Below are 18,317 nucleotides of genomic sequence, written 5' to 3'. Positions count from 1 at the left end.
TTAGATCACCTCGCAGGTTCCGCCAACGGCCTCGATCTTAGCTTTCGCGCCTTCACTTACCGCATCAACCTTTACGTTCAGCTTTTTGGTCAGCTCGCCATTGCCGAGGATCTTAACGCCGTCACGCGGGTTCTTTACGATGCCTGCTTCGATTAATGTTTCAACCGTAACAACTGTGTCGTTCTCGAATCTCTCAAGAGCGCTTACGTTGATACCAACGATGGTCTTAGAATTTCTGTTTGTGAAGCCTCTCTTCGGGAGACGTCTATATAACGGCATCTGACCGCCTTCAAATCCTGGTCTCGGAGCGCCGGAACGAGCTTTCTGTCCCTTATGTCCCTTACCAGCAGTCTTACCGTTGCCTGATGCGTGACCACGACCTCTTCTGAAGCTGTCGCTGTGCTTAGAGCCTACCGCCGGCTTTAAATTGGATAAATCCATGACTGCACCTCCTTGCAAATATCTTAGATTTCCTCTACTTTAACTAAATGTCTAACATTCTGGATCATGCCTCTGATAGCGGCGTTGTCCGGCTGCTCAACTGTCTTGCCAGTCTTGTTTAAACCAAGAGCTGCAACCGTTGCTTTCTGCTTCGGGATAGCGCCAATAGGAGACTTAACCAATGTGATTTTTAATTTCTCTGCCATTTTTATCTCCTCCTATTAGTTCAGAATTTCTTCTACAGACTTACCGCGAAGTTTTGCAACCTCTTCCGGAGTCTTTAAAGAACCTAAGCCTGCCAAGGTAGCAAGAACTACGTTTGCCTTGTTGTTGGAACCAAGGGATTTTGTACGGATGTTCTTGTAACCAGCCAGATCCAGTACGGCACGAGCCGGACCACCAGCGATAATACCGGTACCTTCCGGAGCCTTCTTCAGAAGTACGTTAGCGCTTCCGAATTTGCCGAGGAAATCGTGCGGGATGCTATTGTTCTCATCGAACGGAACCTCCATCAGGTTTCTGGCAGCTGCCTCTTTGCCCTTGCGGATTGCTTCCGGAACCTCAGCAGCTTTTCCCATACCAGCACCAACGTGGCCGTTTTTATCTCCAACTACTACTAAAGCGGAAAAACGCATTGTACGTCCGCCCTTAACGGTCTTGGATACACGTTTGATTGCCACTACAGTATCCTCTAACTCGAACTGGTTGGCATCAATTTTTGTACGTTTCATGTGTATGTTCTCCTTCCTACTAGAATTCCAGACCAGCCTCGCGGGCTGCATCTGCTAATGCCTGAACTTTTCCGTGGTAAATAAATCCGCCTCTATCGAAGACAACTTCTTTAATACCTTTTTCAAGCGCTCTCTTAGCGATTACAGTTCCAACGTGAGCTGCTGCTGCAACATCGTTCGTCTTCTCCAGTTCAGCTTTAACTTCCTTCTCGGCAGTGGAAGCTGCTACTAAAGTTTTTCCAACTGTATCATCAATGATCTGAGCATACATATGATTATTACTTCTAAACACTGCTAAACGCGGTCTCTCGGCTGTGCCAGAAAAACGGTTGCGTAATCTAACGTGTTTTTTAACGCGAATTTCGCTTCTTGACTGTTTGCTAACCATCTTCACACTCTCCTTAATTATTTCTTACCAGTCTTACCAACTTTACGTCTGATAACCTCATCGGCATACTTAATACCTTTGCCCTTGTACGGCTCAGGTCTTCTCTTATCCCGAATCTCAGCTGCATACTGGCCAACTTTTTCTTTGCTGATACCTTTAACAGTGATCTTGTTCTGTCCTTCCAGAACAGTCTCAATGCCTTCCGGATCTTCCATCTCTACCGGATGGGAGTAACCAAGGCTGAGAACCAGTTTCTTGCCCTGCTTCGCTGCTCTGTAACCAACACCGTTAACTTCCAGCACTTTCTCATAGCCTTCTGTTACACCATGAATCATGTTGTTAATTAAGGTTCTTGTCAGACCGTGTAAAGATTTCATTTTCTTTAAGTCGTTCGGTCTGGTAACTACGATATGACCATCCTCTTCTTTGATGTTCATCTCAACCGGGAGTTCTCTCTCAAGAGTTCCCTTCGGACCTTTTACAGTCACTAAATTGTTCTCTGCGATTGTTACGGTTACGCCCGCCGGAATCGCAACTGGCATTCTTCCGATACGTGACATGCCTTTTACCTCCTACTTAGATTTTCGGAGAAGCCTGAGCGGCTTCTCTGTTTTCAGTTGTATCTATACCTTGTCTAAACCGATGATGATGCTTTCGGCTTACCAAACAAATGCAAGAACTTCTCCGCCTACGCCGAGTTCTCTTGCCTGCTTGTCAGTGATAACGCCCTGGTTGGTGGAGATGATAGCTACACCTAAACCGCCCAGTACCTTCGGCATATCTTCCTTGTTTGCGTAGATACGCAGACCCGGTTTGGAAATTCTCTTGATGCCGGAGATGATTTTCTCGTTTTTGTCTTTACCGTACTTTAAGGTAATACGGATAGTCTTGAAATTGCCGTCCTCAACAACGTCATATTTCTTGATGAAACCTTCCTTTACCAGGATGTCAGCGATTGCTAATTTCATCTTGGAAGACGGAACATCTACTGTATCATGTTTTGCAGTGTTAGCATTACGGATTCTTGTAAGCATATCTGCAATCGGATCGCTCATTGTCATTTTGAGTGTGCCTCCTTATAATTTGACTACCACTTACTGTAAGTGGGTTTCGGTGGGTTTTGGGAACACTAGGATGTGTCCTCTATAATATAGGCATCGTCCACTCGACTAAGCTCGTCTATCGTCTTCGACTCTGACTCACTAAGTCTCGGGACGGGCTTTCGCACTAGATTCGAAACTACCTCATCAAGTGCTCAATGCCTACCAGCTTGCTTTCTTTACGCCCGGAATTTCGCCCTTGTAAGCTAATTCACGGAAGCAAACTCTGCAGATGCCGTATTTTCTTAAATATGCATGCGGACGACCGCAGATTCTGCAGCGGTTATATTCTCTGGTGGAGAATTTTGCCGGACGCTGCTGTTTAATCTTCATTGAAGTTTTAGCCATGATAAATCCTCCTATTATTTAGCAAATGGCATGTTGAACTGAGTTAACAGCTCACGTGCTTCTTCGTCGGTCTTAGCAGTGGTAACGAAGATGATATCCATACCTCTTACCTTATCTACTTTATCGTACTCGATCTCCGGGAAGATAAGCTGCTCTTTGATACCCAGAGCGTAGTTGCCTCTGCCGTCAAATGCGTTCGGATTTACACCGCGGAAGTCTCTTACTCGCGGAAGAGCCAGGTTGATCAGACGATCAGCGAACTCATACATCTTCTCGCCACGCAGGGTAACTTTACAGCCGATAGCCATACCCTCTCTAAGTTTGAAGTTAGCGACTGATTTTTTCGCTTTTGTAAGAACTGCCTTCTGGCCAGTGATGATTTCCATATCTCTTACAGCAGAGTCCAGAACTTTAGCATTTTCTTTTGCCTCGCCAACGCCCATGTTGATAACAATCTTGTCCAGCTTCGGCACTTCCATGATATTTTTATATCCGAATTTTTTGATCATAGCGTCTACGATTTCGCTCTGATACATTTCTTTTAATCTAGCCAATTTTAACGTTCCTCCTCTCTGTATTAGTCAATTACTTTACCGGTTGCCTTAGCAACACGGACTTTCTTGCCGTCTTCTACTTTGAAGCCAACTCTCGTAGCCTTGCCATCCACTACCAGCATAACGTTGGAAATGTCAAGCGCGCCTTCCTGATGGATGATGCCGCCCTGCTGATTAGCTGCAGACGGTTTGGTATGCTTTGTTACCATGTTGCATCCCTCAACCAGGACTGTATTCTTCTTTACATTAACGGAAAGAACTTTTCCGGTTTTGTCTTTGTCTTTACCTGTGATAACCTTTACCAGGTCGCCTTTTTTAATTTTATGCACAGCTGACACCTCCTACAGTACTTCCGGAGCCAGGGAAACAATCTTCATAAACTGTTTCTCACGAAGCTCTCTGGCAACCGGCCCAAAAATACGGGTTCCTCTCGGGTTCTTGTCGTCTTTGATGATAACGGCTGCGTTCTCATCAAATTTGATGTAGGAACCATCTTTACGGCGTGCGCCCTTAACGGTACGTACAACAACGGCCTTCACTACATCGCCTTTCTTTACAACACCGCCTGGTGTTGCATCTTTAACGCTGGCAACGATTACATCGCCAATATTTGCATATCTTCTAGTAGAGCCGCCCATAACGCGGATACAGAGTAATTCTTTCGCACCGGTATTGTCGGCAACCTTTAATCTGGTCTCCTGCTGAATCATGCCCAATACTCCTTTCTGATTTAGAAATTATCTCGCTTTCTCGATAATTTCGACGAGTCTCCATCTCTTATCCTTGGATAACGGTCTTGTTTCCATTACCTTTACAGTATCACCGATACCGCACTCGTTGTTCTCGTCGTGTGCTTTTAATTTATAAGTTCTCTTAACAATCTTACCGATTAAAGGATGTTTTACGTGGTTTTCGATAGCAACTACGATTGTTTTGTCCATCTTGTTGCTTACTACCTTACCGGTACGTGTTTTTCTAAGATTTCTTTCCACGGTAGATATCTCCTTTCCTATTTTAGGAATCTATGATAATTAGTTCGCTTTCTCTGTAATAACAGTCTGAATACGAGCGATGTTTCTGCGAACTTCTTTAATTCTGCTTGTATTATCCAGCTGGTTGGTAGCGTTCTGGAATCTTAAGTTGAAGAGTTCCTTCTTAGCAGCTACTAATTCTTCGTTTAATTCTGCAGATGTCTTAGCTTTTAAATCTTCTACATACTTATTAATTTTCACTGTTATCACCGCCTTCTAAATCTGCTTTAGAAGCAATCTTGCACTTGCACGGAAGTTTGTGCATAGCAAGACGAAGCGCTTCTCTCGCTGTCTCCTCTGGTACACCCGCGATCTCGAACATTACGCGGCCTGGTTTTACTACTGCTACCCAGTACTCAAGTGCGCCTTTACCGGAACCCATACGAGTCTCAGCCGGTTTAGCAGTTACTGGTTTATCCGGGAAAATCTTAATCCAAACTTTACCACCACGTTTGATGTAACGGGTCATGGCAACACGGGCTGCCTCGATCTGGTTGGATTTGATCCAGCACGGTTCTGTAGCGACTAAACCGTACTCACCGTAGTTGATTACATTTCCTCTAAGCGCCTTGCCGGCCATGGTACCACGGAACTGTTTACGACGCTTTACTCTTTTCGGCATTAACATTATTTATCGCTCCCTTCCTTATTTCCTTTCGCAGGAAGTACCTCGCCTTTGTAGATCCAAACCTTAACACCGGTCTTGCCGTATGTTGTGTTTGCCTCAGCGAAACCGTAGTCAATATCTGCTCTTAATGTCTGAAGCGGGATAGTGCCCTCGCTGTAGAACTCTGTACGAGCCATATCAGCACCGCCAAGACGTCCGGATACGGAAGCCTTGATACCCTTAGCTCCAGCCTTCATGGTTCTGCCCATAGCGGACTTCATCGCACGACGGAAGGAAATACGGTTCTCAAGCTGCTGAGCGATGTTCTCTGCAACGAGCTGAGCGTCTCTGTCTGGTCTCTTAACTTCTTTGATGTCTACAAAAACTTTCTTGTCAGTTAATTTCTGAACCTGAGCTTTTGTCTTCTCGATCTCTGCGCCGCCCTTACCGATAACAACGCCCGGTTTAGCAGTGTAAAGAATGATTTTTACTTTATCAGAAGCGCGCTCGATTTCGATTTTGGAAACACCGGCGCTGTATAATTTCTTCTTAAGGAAGGTTCTGATTTTGTGATCCTCTACCAGGTTATCTGCAAAATCAGCTTCCGCATACCATCTGGAATCCCAGTCTTTAATAACACCGACTCTTAAGCCGTGCGGATTAACTTTCTGTCCCATAATTGCCTCCTCTTATTTCTCATCAAGCACGATTGTGATGTGGCTCATTCTCTTTTCGATTCTGTAAGCGCGGCCCTGTGCTCTCGGTTTTACTCTCTTCATTGTCGGTCCCTTGTTAGCGAAGCATTCTGCAACGTACAGGTTCTCCGGATTCATCTGGTTGTTGTTCTCTGCGTTAGCAACAGCAGACTCGAGTAATTTTTTAATTAAAGTAGAAGCATATCTAGGATTGTATGTTACAATACCAAGCGCTGTCTTCACATCTTTGCCTCTGATGGCATCTAATACGAAGCATGCTTTCTGAACGGATACTCTGGCGTAAGACAGCTTAGCCGACGGTCTCGTATCCTTATTAGCATTTCTTTCTCTTTTAATCTGGGATCTATGTCCTTTAGCCATTGGTGAAACCTCCTTTCAAGCGTAACTTACTTACGTCCTGCTTTCTTCTCGTCTTTTCCGTGGCCTCTGTAAGTTCTAGTGGCTACGAACTCACCGAGTTTATGTCCAACCATGTCCTCTGTCACGTATACCGGAACATGTTTTCTACCATCGTGAACTGCGATTGTATGTCCAACCATCTGCGGGAAGATTGTGGAACGGCGGGACCAGGTTTTGATAACCTGTTTCTGTCCTGCTGCGTTCATCTCATCTACTTTCTTTAAAAGATGAGCATCTGCAAATGGTCCTTTTTTTAATGAACGACCCATTAGTATACCTCCTATTACTGTTTACCGTTTCTTCTTCTTACGATTAACTTATTAGACTGTTTGTTTTTCTTTCTGGTCTTCAGGCCGAGTGCCGGTTTGCCCCAAGGTGTGCAAGGACCTGGACGACCGATACTGGTCTTGCCCTCACCACCACCATGCGGATGGTCATTCGGGTTCATAACAGAACCGCGGACAGTCGGACGAATACCCATGTGACGTTTTCTACCAGCCTTACCGATATTGATCAGGTTGTGGTCGCCGTTGCCAACTACACCGATAGTAGCGCGGCAGCTGATCGGAACCATTCTCATCTCTCCGGACGGTAATCTAAGGGTTGCATATTTGCCTTCTTTAGCCATTAACTGAGCAGAGTTACCAGCGGAACGAACCAGCTGACCACCCTTGCCCGGAAGAAGCTCGATGTTGTGAATCTGTGCACCAACCGGGATTTCAGAAAGCGGTAAGCAGTTACCAACTTTTGCCTCAGCCTCTGCACCGCTCATAACCTTCTGTCCAACCTGTAAACCAGCCGGAGCAAGGATATAAGCTTTCTCGCCGTCTGCGTAGCAGATCAGAGCGATGTTTGCTGTACGGTTCGGATCGTACTCGATACCAAGTACGGTTGCTGCGATACCGTCTTTTGCATTTCTCTTGAAGTCGATGATTCTATATTTTCTTCTGGAACCGCCGCCTCTGTGACGAACGGTGATTTTACCCTGGTTGTTACGACCTGCGTTCTTCTTTAAAGAAACTACTAAGGATTTCTCCGGTGTGGATTTTGTAATCTCAGAGAAATCAGAGCCGGTCATATGTCTTCTGGAAGGTGTATATGGGCTGTAAGATTTAATTCCCATGACTTTGACTCCTTTCGTTCAACGCCTCCTGGCGTTTCTTCATGTTTTTCACGACATAGTGTTCGTCGTATAATTGTCTATTGAGGATGAATTATAAACCAGCGAAGATCTCGATCTCTTTGCTGTCCTCGGTCAGCTGAACGATAGCTTTCTTTGTTGCAGCTGTCTTACCGAAGGTCATGCCTCTTCTCTTTGTCTTGCCGTCCATGTTCATGGTGTTGACACTCTTAACTTTGGTGCCCGGGAACATCTTCTCAACGGCTTCTTTGATCATAGTTTTGTTTGCCTCGGTGTGTACCAGGAAGGTGTATTTCTTGTCTGTCATAGCATTCATACTCTTCTCAGTTACAACCGGTTTGAGGATTACGTCATAGTACTGTACGTTTGCCATTATGCATATACCTCCTCGATAGAAGCTACAGCAGCCTTGGTTGCTACTACTGTGTTGTATTTCAGGATATCGTAAACGTTGATGGTGCTTACGGAAGCAGTCTTAACGTCTGCCACGTTTCTAGCGGATAATACAGCCTTGTCACAAGCCTCATCCAGAACAACTAAAGCTTTGTTTACTTTCAGGTTGTTCATAACCTCAACAAATTTCTTTGTCTTGATCTCGTCGAAGTTCATAGCCTCAACTACGATGAACTTGTTCTCGTTTACACGGCTTGTCAGAGCAGATTTAAGAGCAGCTCTCTTCTCTTTCTTATTTAAACGGATTGTATAATCACGTGGTGTCGGAGCGAATACTACGCCGCCGCCCGTCCACTGCGGAGCTCTTGTTGAACCCTGTCTTGCATGTCCGGTACCTTTCTGTCTCCACGGTTTCTTACCACCGCCGGAAACTTCGGAACGGGTTTTTGCTTTCTGAGTTCCCTGACGTTTGTTAGCAAGCTGTGCTACAACTGCCATGTGAACCAGATGTTCATTTACTTCTACACCGAATACAGCATCATTCAGTTCTAATGTGCCAACTTCGTTGCCTTCTAAATTGAAAACAGATACGTTTGCCATCTGTATGTTCCTCCTTTCCCGTAAAAGCCTTATCTAGCGACCTTTACTGTCTCTTTGATTGTTACTAAGGATTTCTTCGGTCCCGGTACAGAGCCTTTAACAAGGAGTAAGTTGTTCTCAGTATCAACCTTAACAACCTCCAGGTTCTGAACAGTTACTTTTACGCTGCCCATGTGACCCGGCATTCCTTTGCCCTTAAATACGCGTCCCGGTGTGGTTGCAGAACCGTTGGAACCCTGATGACGATGGAACTTGGAACCGTGAGCCATCGGTCCTCTGTGCTGGCCGTGTCTCTTGATGGCACCCTGGAAACCTTTACCTTTGGAAATAGCAGTTGCATCAATTTTATCGCCTGCTGCGAAGATGTCTGCCTTGATTTCGTCTTTTACAGAATACTCTTCAGCATTCTCTAAGCGGAACTCTCTTACATATCTCTTGTAAGCAACGCCTGCCTTGTCAAAATGACCCTTAACCGGCTTTGTCACAAGTTTTTCTCTCTTGTCTACAAAACCAACCTGTACTGCTTTGTAGCCATCGTTCTCTTCTGTCTTAACCTGTGTAACAACACACGGTCCAGCCTGAAGAACGGTTACTGGAGTTAAAACTCCGTCTTCGTTGAAGATTTGAGTCATTCCGACTTTGGTAGCTAAAATCGCTTTCTTCATTAATCTGACCTCCTGTTTTTCTACAGCGGAACGCGTTCGTCAAACTCCCGCGTTCATCCTAGAACTGTCCAGATGTCTCTATCTAAACTAGTATAGGATTCTTAATTATTTGTTTTTCATCTTTACGTTGATGGACACGCCAGCCGGCATTTCCAGTCTCTGCAGTGCATCAACTGTCTTCTGGCTCGGAGCAATGATATCGATGAGTCTCTTATGAGTTCTCTGCTCGAACTGCTCTCTGGAATCTTTGTACTTATGAACTGCTCGCAGAATGGTTACTACCTCTTTCTTAGTTGGCAGCGGCACCGGCCCACTCACCTTTGATCCGTTTTTCTTTACAGTCTCAATGATTTTTGCAGCGGATGTATCTACCAGCTGATGATCATAAGCTTTCAGTGTGATTCTCATTACTTGACTTGCCATAAAAAAAGTCGCCTCCTTTTCGTACTATTAAGCACGACAAGCGGTGACTGTACACATACCCGTGTGTGTCCTCGCAGTCCACACACCAAATCCGTCATTTGTCTTCAGGATACTCTATTCTTGTACAGTGACTTGTCGCCAGTTTCCTAACTTGACATTCGCTCCGCGGAATAACCTGCTTATCATAAGCAGCAACCTCTCGTTTCATCGCTATCATGCCACAGCTTCGTTATAATAACACAGCTTTCCGGGAAATGCAAGTGTTTTTTTAAGAAAAAATCTATATTTTCCAAGAAAAAACAGGAGTTTCTTCTTCCGGTGGGTAATTACACCTTTTATATAGAAGAAACTCCTGTTTATCCACAGGAATATATTTCCATGCAGAAATTTTATCTCCGTCGAGAAGACTCCCAGCTTTTTTAATTAATCCTCCCAATACGTCGGTTCCACCGGGGTTCTAGCCTCATCGCTGCCATCGTCGCTTGTGCCGTCCACCTCTGTGACAACACCCGCAGAGCTTGTCTTAAACTTTGTGCCGTTCGCATCCTTCACGGTGCTGGATTTCACTACCTTGCCGCTCGTCGTTACCAGATAGTTTTTGTCATTGACTTCAATGACTTCATACTTGGTACCGCTGTCTGCCTTCTGAAGCTTACCCATGTAGTACAGGAATCCATCCTCCACACCTGAATAGCCGCGTCCAGCCTTGTTGCCGCTGTCAGTGAAATAGAACTGTCCGGTCGTTCCGTCGCCCTCTACTACATTTCCCTTGCCTTTTACGACTGAGCTGGTCGCCTTGTCCGCGCCGAAGAAATAGCAGGCATACTGACCGCTCGTTCCTACCTCCAGACGTCTCAGACCATAGACCGGGTTGCCCTTCTCATTAAATAAGTAGGTAATATTGTTGATGCGGACCAGGTTGCTCGTCGAAGCGTCAGAAATCTTCGGACCCACCTTCGGCTCGCCGTTGCTTGAAAAATAATACCACTGTACATCGCTGCCGAGATCCAGATTGTAATCATCATCCTCCGGCGGAGTCGTGGAGAGCCAGCCAGTCTGTACCTGACCGTTGCTCTGATAATAACGGTAATTTGCAAATCCAGAGGAATTTCCCATATCGACCCAGCCGGTCTGCATCGCTCCGTTTTCGTCGAAGCAGTAGTAGGTTCCGTCAATCTTATACTGTTTATATTTAGCACCGCCTAAAGAAGGCACATATTTCTTTCCTGAACTCTGAAAGTAGTACCAATGATGATCCTCATCGTCGTCGCCGGGTTTCACTTCATCATCGTCCTTTTTGGTATCATCCGGATCTTCCAGATATGCCCAGCCGATCTGCATGACACCATCTGCATTCGTGTAGTAGGTGTCATCATCCACCCAGCCCGTCTGCATCGCTCCATCACCGTCGAAGTAATAGTACTTGCCTCCGATCTTGGACCAGCCGTCGGATACCATCTTTCCGCTGGTGGAGAAATAGTACCAGACCGTCGTAGCGGAAGTCTCGTTCCATGCCGGATTGCGCTTCGGCAGTTTCAGCCACTTGTCAGTCGCCATGATGCCGGTACTCTCGACAAAGTATTCGTCGTCCACCCAGCAGTTCGACGCGATGTTGCCCTGGGAATCGAGATAGCGCCAAAGATTGTCTGCGCCCTTCTTCCAGGTATTCGTCACCTTGTTGCCATTGTTGTCCACATATATCCAGCTGTTTCCAGACTGCTGCCAGCCTTCTGCCGCGTAAGATGTCAGGGTCGCCGCCCCTATCATCAGCGCTGCGGAAAGGACGCAGACTGCCAGTTTCTGTTTCTTCATATACAAGCCCTCCCAGTTCACGATTGATAACGTCTATTCTCCCACCTGCTGCGCATTCGCACACTTCCCGTCGTGTGGAGACTGCATCAGATGCTTATAACGCCTTGTTTTGTTCCAGATACGTGCAATCTATCTTTTACCTAATATACATTTTAACAGGAGATATAGGAATCTTCAAGGAGATTTATCTTTCAATTTATTTACTTTTTTTTGGCAGGAAGCCGTTCAAAAGGTTTGACACGCCAATCAATGACCGATATAATTAGGTATGCATTTCAACTGAACCGTTTTTCCGGTCAGACAGACTGCGTTTATGGTTACTGTGCACGCATCGTGCCCAGTAACGGAATTTGCCGTGGCTTCGCATTTAAATACGGCAAATTCCTGCTGTTACCACGTTTTCTTACGGCACTTTCGGTTCCAAAAGTGCCTACCCGGGAACAGTAACCATTTATGCCATTTGGATGGAAATGGCTTATGGATAACACCGATTATAAAGGCGGCAGATACCCTTTTCCGGGGTTTGCGCCTCATTTTTTTGAAAGGATAAAATTTTATGTGGATTGCAGATGGATGGAACGATTATGAAGTGATTGACTGCTCCGAAGGAGAGAAACTGGAGCGGTGGGGCGACTATCTTCTGGTTCGCCCGGACCCGCAGGTTATCTGGAACACCCCCAAGACACACCGCGGCTGGAAAAAGATGAACGGACACTACCACAGAAGCTCCAAGGGCGGCGGCGAATGGGAATTTTTCGACCTGCCGGAGCAGTGGTCGATCCATTACAAAGAACTGACCTTTAACTTAAAACCGTTCAGCTTCAAGCACACAGGTCTCTTCCCGGAGCAGGCGGCAAACTGGGACTGGTTCGGTGACCGCATCCGCAATGCCGGACGCCCAATCAAGGTTTTAAACCTCTTTGCCTACACAGGCGGCGCTACCCTGGCGGCAGCCGCAGCCGGCGCCAGCGTGACCCATGTGGACGCCTCCAAGGGCATGGTAGCCTGGGCGAAGGAAAACTCCCGTTCCTCCGGGCTGGAAAATGCATCCATCCGCTGGATCGTCGATGACTGTGTGAAATTTGTTGAGCGTGAGATCCGCCGCGGCAACCATTACGACGGAATCATCATGGACCCGCCGTCCTACGGCCGCGGACCGAAAGGCGAGATCTGGAAGATCGAAACTTCGATTTACCCGTTCGTGCAGCTCTGTACGAAACTGTTATCGGACAACCCGCTCTTCTTCCTCATCAACTCCTACACCACCGGGCTGGCGCCGTCCGTCCTGACCTATATGCTCTCAACCGAAGTTGCCTCCACCCACGGCGGCACAGTGAAATCGGACGAGCTAGGACTTCCGGTTACCCGCACCGGACTGGTATTACCATGCGGTGCATCCGGACGCTGGGAATCTGGTAAATAACACTGGTATTCGGATGACATAGACACCCCATTTTTAAGTTTGATTCCTATTCATTCCAATCCCGGATATCTAACAGCCCCGGGACCAGTTCCCGCGCACTCGTCTCTAATATAATTCGCCCCTTCTCGGCGCTTGCACCAGACGGATCTCCTCCAATTCCAATCGGCGATCCGTCTTTTGTTTTCCAATCCTCCGACACCCAGCCGATCGAAACCGGACCGTATGGCTTCAGGGCGCGGGTCTTCTCAAACGCCGTCGGCTCTCCCGCTTCCGAAAGTTCCAGCTTCACAAGACTCTCATCGACCGCCATTACCATCGATGTCTCCATCTCTCCACCGTGGAAATCCCAGATATTCCCCTTTGAAATCGTTGCTTTTACATCCGGATGACCAAATGCCCCCGATGAAAGGATAAACGGTGCAATCCCCAGCTCACTCCGAAGTTCCCGGCTTAAAACCTGCGCAATCGGCGCATTCCCACCATGGCATACCAAAAAAGCCAGCTTCTTAAAACCATGATGCGCCAGGCTGACGCATATATCATATAAGAGATGATAGTAAGTGTCCGGCCGGACTGTGACCGAACCGCAGAAATTCTTATGCTCTGTACTTAAGCCCACCGGAATCACCGGAAACAGCAGCATCGGGAAGTCTTCTTCCCCCTCTGCCTCCAGTGCCTTTTTGATCTCCTGACTCATCGCCTCCGCGATAATATCATCCGTTCCCAGTGGTGCCTGATTGCCGTGCTGTTCCAGAGCCCCGAGCGGAATCAGGACAATCGTGTTCTCACGGTCCACCTGCTCCATTTCCCATCTTGTCAAATCTCTATAGTTACGTATCATAGTATCTCCTCCTCTTATAAAAACAGATATGTCTTTGCACGTTCCATCAAACAAAAAAGGATTGTCCGGGATTCTTCCCCCAGGCAGCTTTCCCAGCGGTTTCCCGACAATCCTTTCTATGAAATGGTTCTGCCGTTTCACAGCAAACAGCCAAATCCGTCAAACCATTCCTCTTATTTCATTTTATACTGCTTTCGGCACAATCTTCGCCGCACGCAGGCGTACAAACAAAAGCTGTCCAACGATATAGTTGAGTCCCACTTTCAATACATTGAATGGGATCGTCGCCAGGATGATAAATCCATTCAGGTCTTTGATCGCCGGGTTGACCGACGCTACCATGCGGATCACTTCATCCAGCGGCAGGCTCATCGCTTTCGCATATAACGGAAGCGTAATGTTCGCATTGATAAAGCATGCACACGCGGTGCGGATCACGATACTGATCAGAAGTGCTTCTACAGCTGCCTTACGGTTAGCGCCCAGCTTCTGATAGAGGAACCACAGCGGCCATACGAACAGGAACGCCGCAATCAGGTTGGCCAGCTCACCGACGTACATCGTGTTAGTTCCGACAGTAATCAGCTTGATTAACAGCTTGATGACTTCTACACAGATACCGGATACCGGTCCCATCAGAAACACGGCAATCACAGACGGTACATCACTGAAATCCACCTTATAAAACGGCGGCATCATCGGAACCGAAAATTCCAATGACATCAGCACGCCAGCAACCGCTGCCAGCATCGCCGTATAAATCAATTTTTGAATACTCCATTTTCCTGTCTTCATCTTAAATCTCCTTTCGGTTTTAAAACTCATTTCTCCGAAGGAGGAATATGAATCAAGTGCCGGACTAGCTGCATTTGTAAAACTAAAAAAATCCCGGTCGTTCGGGACCTGGGATGATAAATCACAACTTAGCCGATGTACACCAGCCTGCTTACGCTCAAGCGGTACACTCTCTGACTCCTGCCTCTTCTCTCATCCAGACTATACTGTCGGTTTCGGAATCTCACCGAATCGGCCGCCATCGCGGTTCGCGGACTATACCGCCGGTAGGGAATTTCGCCCTGCCCCGAAGAAATCATGGTAATTACTCCGTCTTCATACATATAAACATATGAATCTGCGGGGCAATTATCTCACCCGTTCATAGTATCATATACAAACAAGAATTTCAATATTTTTTTAACAATCTTTCTTTTCATTTTTCCCATCGTTACTGTTCACGCATACGTGCCCAGTAACGGAATTTGCCGTGGCTTCGCATTTAAATACGGCAAATTCCTGCTGCCACCACGTTTTCTTACGGCACTTTCGGTTCCAAAAGTGCCTACCTGCGAACAGTAACTTCCCATCTACGGCATTGCCGCCCCGGCATCCAGCATACCGCCGGTTGCCACCTTGCCGGACAGACTCTCAATCGGTCGCGCCGACTGCAGAATACGGTTTCTCACATCCATAAGCGACAGGGACGCATCGCAGGAGTACAGCATCGCCGCCGTTCCGGTCACCATCGGCGCCGCCATCGATGTGCCGCTCATGTAGGCATAGTCATTGCCCGTGATCGTGCTCAGGATATAATTGCCCGGCGCTGCCAGATCCACGCTTCTCACCCCGTAATTGGACGCACGGTCGAGCTGACCGTCAAAGCGCAGGTTTGCCACGGAAATGATATTGTCCAGTTCAAAGCTTGCCGGGTACATCGGCTGCTCATCGATGCTGTAGCCATTGCCGGAGGCGTCACCGTTTCCAGCCGCCACAATAAACAGCATCCCCGAATCCTTGATCGCCTGATACAGCTCCTCGCTATATTTCATCGTGCCAAAGCTCAGATTGCAGATCGACGCGCCGTTCGCCTGCGCATACCGGATCGCCTTAACCACGTTGCTGACGGTTCCGACACCGGACGATGTTCCAAGCGTCTTGATCACCATGATCTTCACATACGCCGGATCGCAGATTCCAACCGTTCCGACTCCATTTCTCGCCGCCGCGATCGTGCCCGCCGAGTGGGTACCATGATTGTCATCCGCCCCGGTAAATACCTGGGCATTATTATCATAGAAATTCCAGCCGTAAACGTCATCGATATAACCATTTCCGTCATTGTCAATGCCATCGCCCGGAATTTCCCCCGTATTCGTCCAGATCGAACCGCTAAGCTCCGGGTGAGTTATGTCAACCCCTGTATCAATCAGCGCCACAATCACCTGACGTTTTCCACTTTTCGCGTCATATTTCTTCCATGCCGGGACAATATTCATATCGATTCCTTCCAGAGAACGGACCGTTCCATCTGCTGAGAGCGCCGGGCTGCCGGTAATCGCCCCAATCGCCGCATCCACCACCGCCGTATGGCTCGGCACCAGACGCAGTTCACCTGTATTTAAAAAAGCCCACTGATAGGAGGCATAGGAATCCGCATAGGGAACCGACTCCCGTGACGGACCCGCCGCATATGCCGGAAGCGCCGCGCTCCCCGCCATCATGGCAGCACACAGGGCGGCTGCCAGCCCTCTAAAAAGTTTCTTTTTCAACTTGCTTTATCCTCTTTCAATTCCGTTCTTACAGTTCGCGCGCTGCCGCAACCACAGTCTCCGCTTCCTTTGCCGGTTCTTTTCTGACATTCTGCCGTTTTACCGATTTTACCACTTTCCCAGCTTTTTTGCCATCCTTTTCGGATGCCGGACCGGAAATTGGCTTAAAGCCGCGAAATACCAGAATACTCCGCGGCGGAACCATATACTGGCGAAGCTCTTCCTGCGGCTCCTGCCCTACCTCCAGGCTTTCTGGCGGACAGATTCCGTTATTGTCTGCGTCGTCTGTGTTGATGCACAGAGTCCACTGCATTCCCTTCGGAAGTTTCGGAAGATCAAATTCATGCGGCTCCCAGTGCATATTGTAGGCGACAAAGAAATAGTCATCGCTGGTGCCGTCCGCTCTTCGCCCGTACTCGCCGCAGTAGAGAATGCCGAGCTGGCGGCGGAAGTTTTCAAACTCCGGGCACCATGTTTTGACGCCGTGGTAGGAAACATCCGGGTGTCCGCAGACGAGGTAATCAATATTTTTCGGCTCCACCGGCAGATGGAACACTGGATGCGCTTTGCGGAACGCTATCATATATTTTACAAATTCGTAAATATCCCGGTTTGTCTCCAGCTGATGCCAGTTGAGCCAGGAAATCTCATTGTCCTGACAGTAAGCATTATTGTTGCCGTTCTGGGAATTGCCGAACTCATCGCCCGCTAAAAACATCGGCGTTCCCTGGCTCAGAAAGAGCAGCAAAAATGCGTTGCGGAGCTGTTTTTTCCGCATCTGCACAATCTTCTTTTTCCGCGTCGTGCCCTCGACGCCACAGTTCCACGTATAATTATAATCGCTTCCGTCCCGGTTATTCTCCCCGTTCGCTTCGTTGTGCTTCTGCTCACAGGAAACCATATCCATCATCGTAAAGCCATTTGTCGCCGCCATATAGTTGATCACGCCATACGCGTCCGGATTCCGGCGTGTCTGGTAAATGAGACGGCCGACCTGATCCTCATCGCCCTTTAATACCCGGCGCATATCGATCAAAAATCCTTCATTGTACTCGCCCAGATGCCAGCGGCGCTCCCGCAGCTTCGGTGCCGCTGCCGTTTTTGGCACACGCACGCTATCCCAGGAACCAGCTAATAGCTTCGTATCAGCTAACAGCGGATCCGACGCCAGCAGTTCGGCCGGCGCAAACCCGGACAGGTGCACGCCATCCACATGATACTCGTAAACCCAGAAACGAACCGCCTCCTGCGCCAGTGCCGCGCTCTCCTCGCCGGTAAAATAAAGCTCAACCAGCACTTCAATATCATTTTTATGAAATTCTTTCACCAGATCCTTAAATTCCCGCTCCGGTTCTTTCTCTTTCCCGGATGTGTACGAAGCTTTCGGCGCAAACAGGTATCCCGCCCCATAGCCCCAGTAATTGAGCCGTCCGGTCGGTGTCCCAGTCGCATACGGATTCCCGTCTGCCCCATCCTCCATCATCACTTCCTGAAATTCATTCGGCATCATTAATTCAACTGCTGTGATACCCAATTCCTTTAAATAGGGAATTTTCTCCGTCAGCGCACGGAACGTTCCCCGCTCCCCGGTGCCGGAAGAAGTATGACGGGTAAATCCGCGCACATGCAGCCGGTACAGGATCGTCTCATCATACGGATGTTTCAGCGGCTGATCCATTTCCCAGTCATACGTTTCTTCCGGGAAACGGCAGCGCACCGGACGGAGCGCCGCTTTTAAATCGCCCCAGCGCTCATGTCCTGTATAGATGCGCCCGCACGGATCCGGCAGCTCCCCCTGCTCGGTCTCGATCGTGTATTCCAGTCCCGAAAAATCATCGCCCGCAAGCTCCATCATCCAGAGATCCCCCACCCGTTCTTCCGGGGAAAATGGGATCCGGACACCCTGTTTTTTACCTGTCTCATAAATTGCCAGATGGCAGAATGTCCCCGGTGCCTCAACGCACAAGTGCATTCCCGTCTCTGTCCGCTTGATTCCCGGTGTAAAATCAGGGGTTCTTATCTTCTGTCTCACGATTTTTTCTGCTTTCACCTGTATCCCCTCCACGTTTTCATACGGCACTTTCGGTTCCAAAAGTGCCTATTTGTGAGCAGCCGCCTGCGCCTGTTACAGTCCACACATATGCAGACTGTAACAGGA

At 48.0% G+C, this 18,317-nt stretch carries 27 protein-coding genes and 1 riboswitch; of the genes, 1 reads left to right on the top strand and 26 read right to left on the bottom strand.

Annotated elements, in window-relative coordinates; all coding sequences use genetic code 11:
• The 22 genes from rplO to DXD12_RS05725 form a co-directional block, all read right to left on the bottom strand.
• Positions 1–441, bottom strand: coding sequence for a 50S ribosomal protein L15 (gene rplO / locus DXD12_RS05830; protein WP_022360557.1), 441 nt, complete (start codon positions 439–441; stop codon positions 1–3).
• A gap of 23 nt (positions 442–464) precedes the next feature.
• Positions 465–647 carry a 50S ribosomal protein L30 gene (gene rpmD / locus DXD12_RS05825; RefSeq protein ID WP_022360558.1) on the bottom strand — a complete coding sequence of 61 codons (183 nt, stop codon included), beginning with the start codon at positions 645–647 and terminating at the stop codon, positions 465–467.
• 15 nt (positions 648–662) lie between these two features.
• A complete protein-coding gene (rpsE, locus tag DXD12_RS05820) occupies positions 663–1,172 on the bottom strand; it encodes a 30S ribosomal protein S5 (protein WP_022360559.1) in 510 nt (169 codons plus the stop codon).
• A gap of 19 nt (positions 1,173–1,191) precedes the next feature.
• A complete protein-coding gene (rplR, locus tag DXD12_RS05815; RefSeq protein ID WP_022360560.1) occupies positions 1,192–1,560 on the bottom strand; it encodes a 50S ribosomal protein L18 in 369 nt (122 codons plus the stop codon).
• A gap of 17 nt (positions 1,561–1,577) precedes the next feature.
• On the bottom strand, positions 1,578–2,120 hold the full coding sequence (gene rplF, locus DXD12_RS05810) for a 50S ribosomal protein L6 (protein ID WP_022360561.1): 543 nt from the start codon (positions 2,118–2,120) through the stop codon (positions 1,578–1,580).
• 99 nt (positions 2,121–2,219) lie between these two features.
• Complete coding sequence (rpsH, locus tag DXD12_RS05805; RefSeq protein ID WP_022360562.1) at positions 2,220–2,621, bottom strand: 30S ribosomal protein S8; 402 nt, start codon at positions 2,619–2,621, stop codon at positions 2,220–2,222.
• A 201-nt stretch (positions 2,622–2,822) separates the two neighbouring features.
• Positions 2,823–3,008, bottom strand: a complete 186-nt coding sequence (locus tag DXD12_RS05800) for a type Z 30S ribosomal protein S14 (RefSeq protein ID WP_022345134.1) — start codon at positions 3,006–3,008, stop codon at positions 2,823–2,825.
• A gap of 14 nt (positions 3,009–3,022) precedes the next feature.
• Positions 3,023–3,562 carry a 50S ribosomal protein L5 gene (rplE, locus tag DXD12_RS05795; RefSeq protein WP_022360563.1) on the bottom strand — a complete coding sequence of 180 codons (540 nt, stop codon included), beginning with the start codon at positions 3,560–3,562 and terminating at the stop codon, positions 3,023–3,025.
• A 23-nt stretch (positions 3,563–3,585) separates the two neighbouring features.
• On the bottom strand, positions 3,586–3,891 hold the full coding sequence (gene rplX / locus DXD12_RS05790; protein WP_022360564.1) for a 50S ribosomal protein L24: 306 nt from the start codon (positions 3,889–3,891) through the stop codon (positions 3,586–3,588).
• A gap of 12 nt (positions 3,892–3,903) precedes the next feature.
• On the bottom strand, positions 3,904–4,272 hold the full coding sequence (rplN, locus tag DXD12_RS05785; protein ID WP_022360565.1) for a 50S ribosomal protein L14: 369 nt from the start codon (positions 4,270–4,272) through the stop codon (positions 3,904–3,906).
• Between the two features lie 27 nt (positions 4,273–4,299).
• Positions 4,300–4,554, bottom strand: coding sequence for a 30S ribosomal protein S17 (rpsQ, locus tag DXD12_RS05780; protein ID WP_107000794.1), 255 nt, complete (start codon positions 4,552–4,554; stop codon positions 4,300–4,302).
• Between the two features lie 39 nt (positions 4,555–4,593).
• A complete protein-coding gene (rpmC, locus tag DXD12_RS05775) occupies positions 4,594–4,794 on the bottom strand; it encodes a 50S ribosomal protein L29 (protein ID WP_022360567.1) in 201 nt (66 codons plus the stop codon).
• Positions 4,784–5,221 carry a 50S ribosomal protein L16 gene (rplP, locus tag DXD12_RS05770; protein WP_022360568.1) on the bottom strand — a complete coding sequence of 146 codons (438 nt, stop codon included), beginning with the start codon at positions 5,219–5,221 and terminating at the stop codon, positions 4,784–4,786. Before rplP ends, rpmC begins: the two co-directional genes overlap by 11 nt.
• Positions 5,221–5,877, bottom strand: a complete 657-nt coding sequence (gene rpsC / locus DXD12_RS05765; RefSeq protein WP_022360569.1) for a 30S ribosomal protein S3 — start codon at positions 5,875–5,877, stop codon at positions 5,221–5,223. Before rpsC ends, rplP begins: the two co-directional genes overlap by 1 nt.
• A gap of 12 nt (positions 5,878–5,889) precedes the next feature.
• Entirely contained in the window at positions 5,890–6,276 is a 387-nt protein-coding gene (gene rplV / locus DXD12_RS05760) for a 50S ribosomal protein L22 (RefSeq protein WP_022360570.1), read from the bottom strand.
• A gap of 26 nt (positions 6,277–6,302) precedes the next feature.
• The gene (gene rpsS / locus DXD12_RS05755; RefSeq protein ID WP_022360571.1) at positions 6,303–6,584 is read right to left on the bottom strand and encodes a 30S ribosomal protein S19; all 282 of its coding nucleotides are present in this window, start codon (positions 6,582–6,584) and stop codon (positions 6,303–6,305) included.
• A gap of 14 nt (positions 6,585–6,598) precedes the next feature.
• Positions 6,599–7,438: a 50S ribosomal protein L2 gene (rplB, locus tag DXD12_RS05750; RefSeq protein WP_022360572.1), complete on the bottom strand. Its 840-nt coding sequence runs from the start codon at positions 7,436–7,438 to the stop codon at positions 6,599–6,601.
• A gap of 91 nt (positions 7,439–7,529) precedes the next feature.
• Positions 7,530–7,829, bottom strand: coding sequence for a 50S ribosomal protein L23 (gene rplW / locus DXD12_RS05745; protein WP_022360573.1), 300 nt, complete (start codon positions 7,827–7,829; stop codon positions 7,530–7,532).
• Positions 7,829–8,449 (bottom strand): 50S ribosomal protein L4, encoded by a 621-nt coding sequence (gene rplD / locus DXD12_RS05740; RefSeq protein WP_022360574.1) that lies wholly within the window; start codon positions 8,447–8,449, stop codon positions 7,829–7,831. The genes rplW and rplD overlap by 1 nt, the downstream gene beginning before the upstream one ends.
• A 29-nt stretch (positions 8,450–8,478) precedes the next feature.
• A complete protein-coding gene (gene rplC / locus DXD12_RS05735; RefSeq protein ID WP_022360575.1) occupies positions 8,479–9,114 on the bottom strand; it encodes a 50S ribosomal protein L3 in 636 nt (211 codons plus the stop codon).
• 105 nt (positions 9,115–9,219) lie between these two features.
• Positions 9,220–9,537: a 30S ribosomal protein S10 gene (gene rpsJ / locus DXD12_RS05730; RefSeq protein WP_022360576.1), complete on the bottom strand. Its 318-nt coding sequence runs from the start codon at positions 9,535–9,537 to the stop codon at positions 9,220–9,222.
• A 423-nt stretch (positions 9,538–9,960) separates the two neighbouring features.
• A complete protein-coding gene (locus tag DXD12_RS05725; protein ID WP_022360577.1) occupies positions 9,961–11,349 on the bottom strand; it encodes a hypothetical protein in 1,389 nt (462 codons plus the stop codon).
• A 556-nt stretch (positions 11,350–11,905) separates the two neighbouring features.
• Between DXD12_RS05725 and DXD12_RS05720 the strand changes: the two genes are divergently transcribed.
• Positions 11,906–12,772, top strand: coding sequence for a class I SAM-dependent methyltransferase (locus tag DXD12_RS05720; RefSeq protein WP_118637776.1), 867 nt, complete (start codon positions 11,906–11,908; stop codon positions 12,770–12,772).
• Positions 12,773–12,818: 46 nt separating this feature from the next.
• Here DXD12_RS05720 and DXD12_RS05715 read toward each other — a convergent pair whose 3' ends face one another.
• The 4 genes from DXD12_RS05715 to DXD12_RS05700 all read right to left on the bottom strand — a co-directional run bounded on the left by DXD12_RS05715 (position 12,819) and on the right by DXD12_RS05700 (position 18,209).
• Complete coding sequence (locus DXD12_RS05715) at positions 12,819–13,613, bottom strand: creatininase family protein (protein ID WP_107000797.1); 795 nt, start codon at positions 13,611–13,613, stop codon at positions 12,819–12,821.
• 183 nt (positions 13,614–13,796) lie between these two features.
• Entirely contained in the window at positions 13,797–14,408 is a 612-nt protein-coding gene (locus tag DXD12_RS05710; RefSeq protein ID WP_117796500.1) for an ECF transporter S component, read from the bottom strand.
• 180 nt (positions 14,409–14,588) lie between these two features.
• Positions 14,589–14,706: riboswitch (FMN riboswitch) on the bottom strand.
• A gap of 271 nt (positions 14,707–14,977) precedes the next feature.
• Positions 14,978–16,159, bottom strand: a complete 1,182-nt coding sequence (locus DXD12_RS05705) for a S8 family peptidase (protein ID WP_243105350.1) — start codon at positions 16,157–16,159, stop codon at positions 14,978–14,980.
• 28 nt (positions 16,160–16,187) lie between these two features.
• Positions 16,188–18,209 (bottom strand): alpha amylase C-terminal domain-containing protein, encoded by a 2,022-nt coding sequence (locus tag DXD12_RS05700; protein ID WP_243105349.1) that lies wholly within the window; start codon positions 18,207–18,209, stop codon positions 16,188–16,190.
• Positions 18,210–18,317: the final 108 nt, after the last annotated feature.

This window comes from Clostridium sp. TF11-13AC, assembly GCF_003481065.1.
GTDB lineage: Bacteria > Bacillota > Clostridia > Lachnospirales > Lachnospiraceae > Otoolea > Otoolea fessa.
This window is presented reverse-complemented; position numbering and strand designations above follow the sequence as displayed.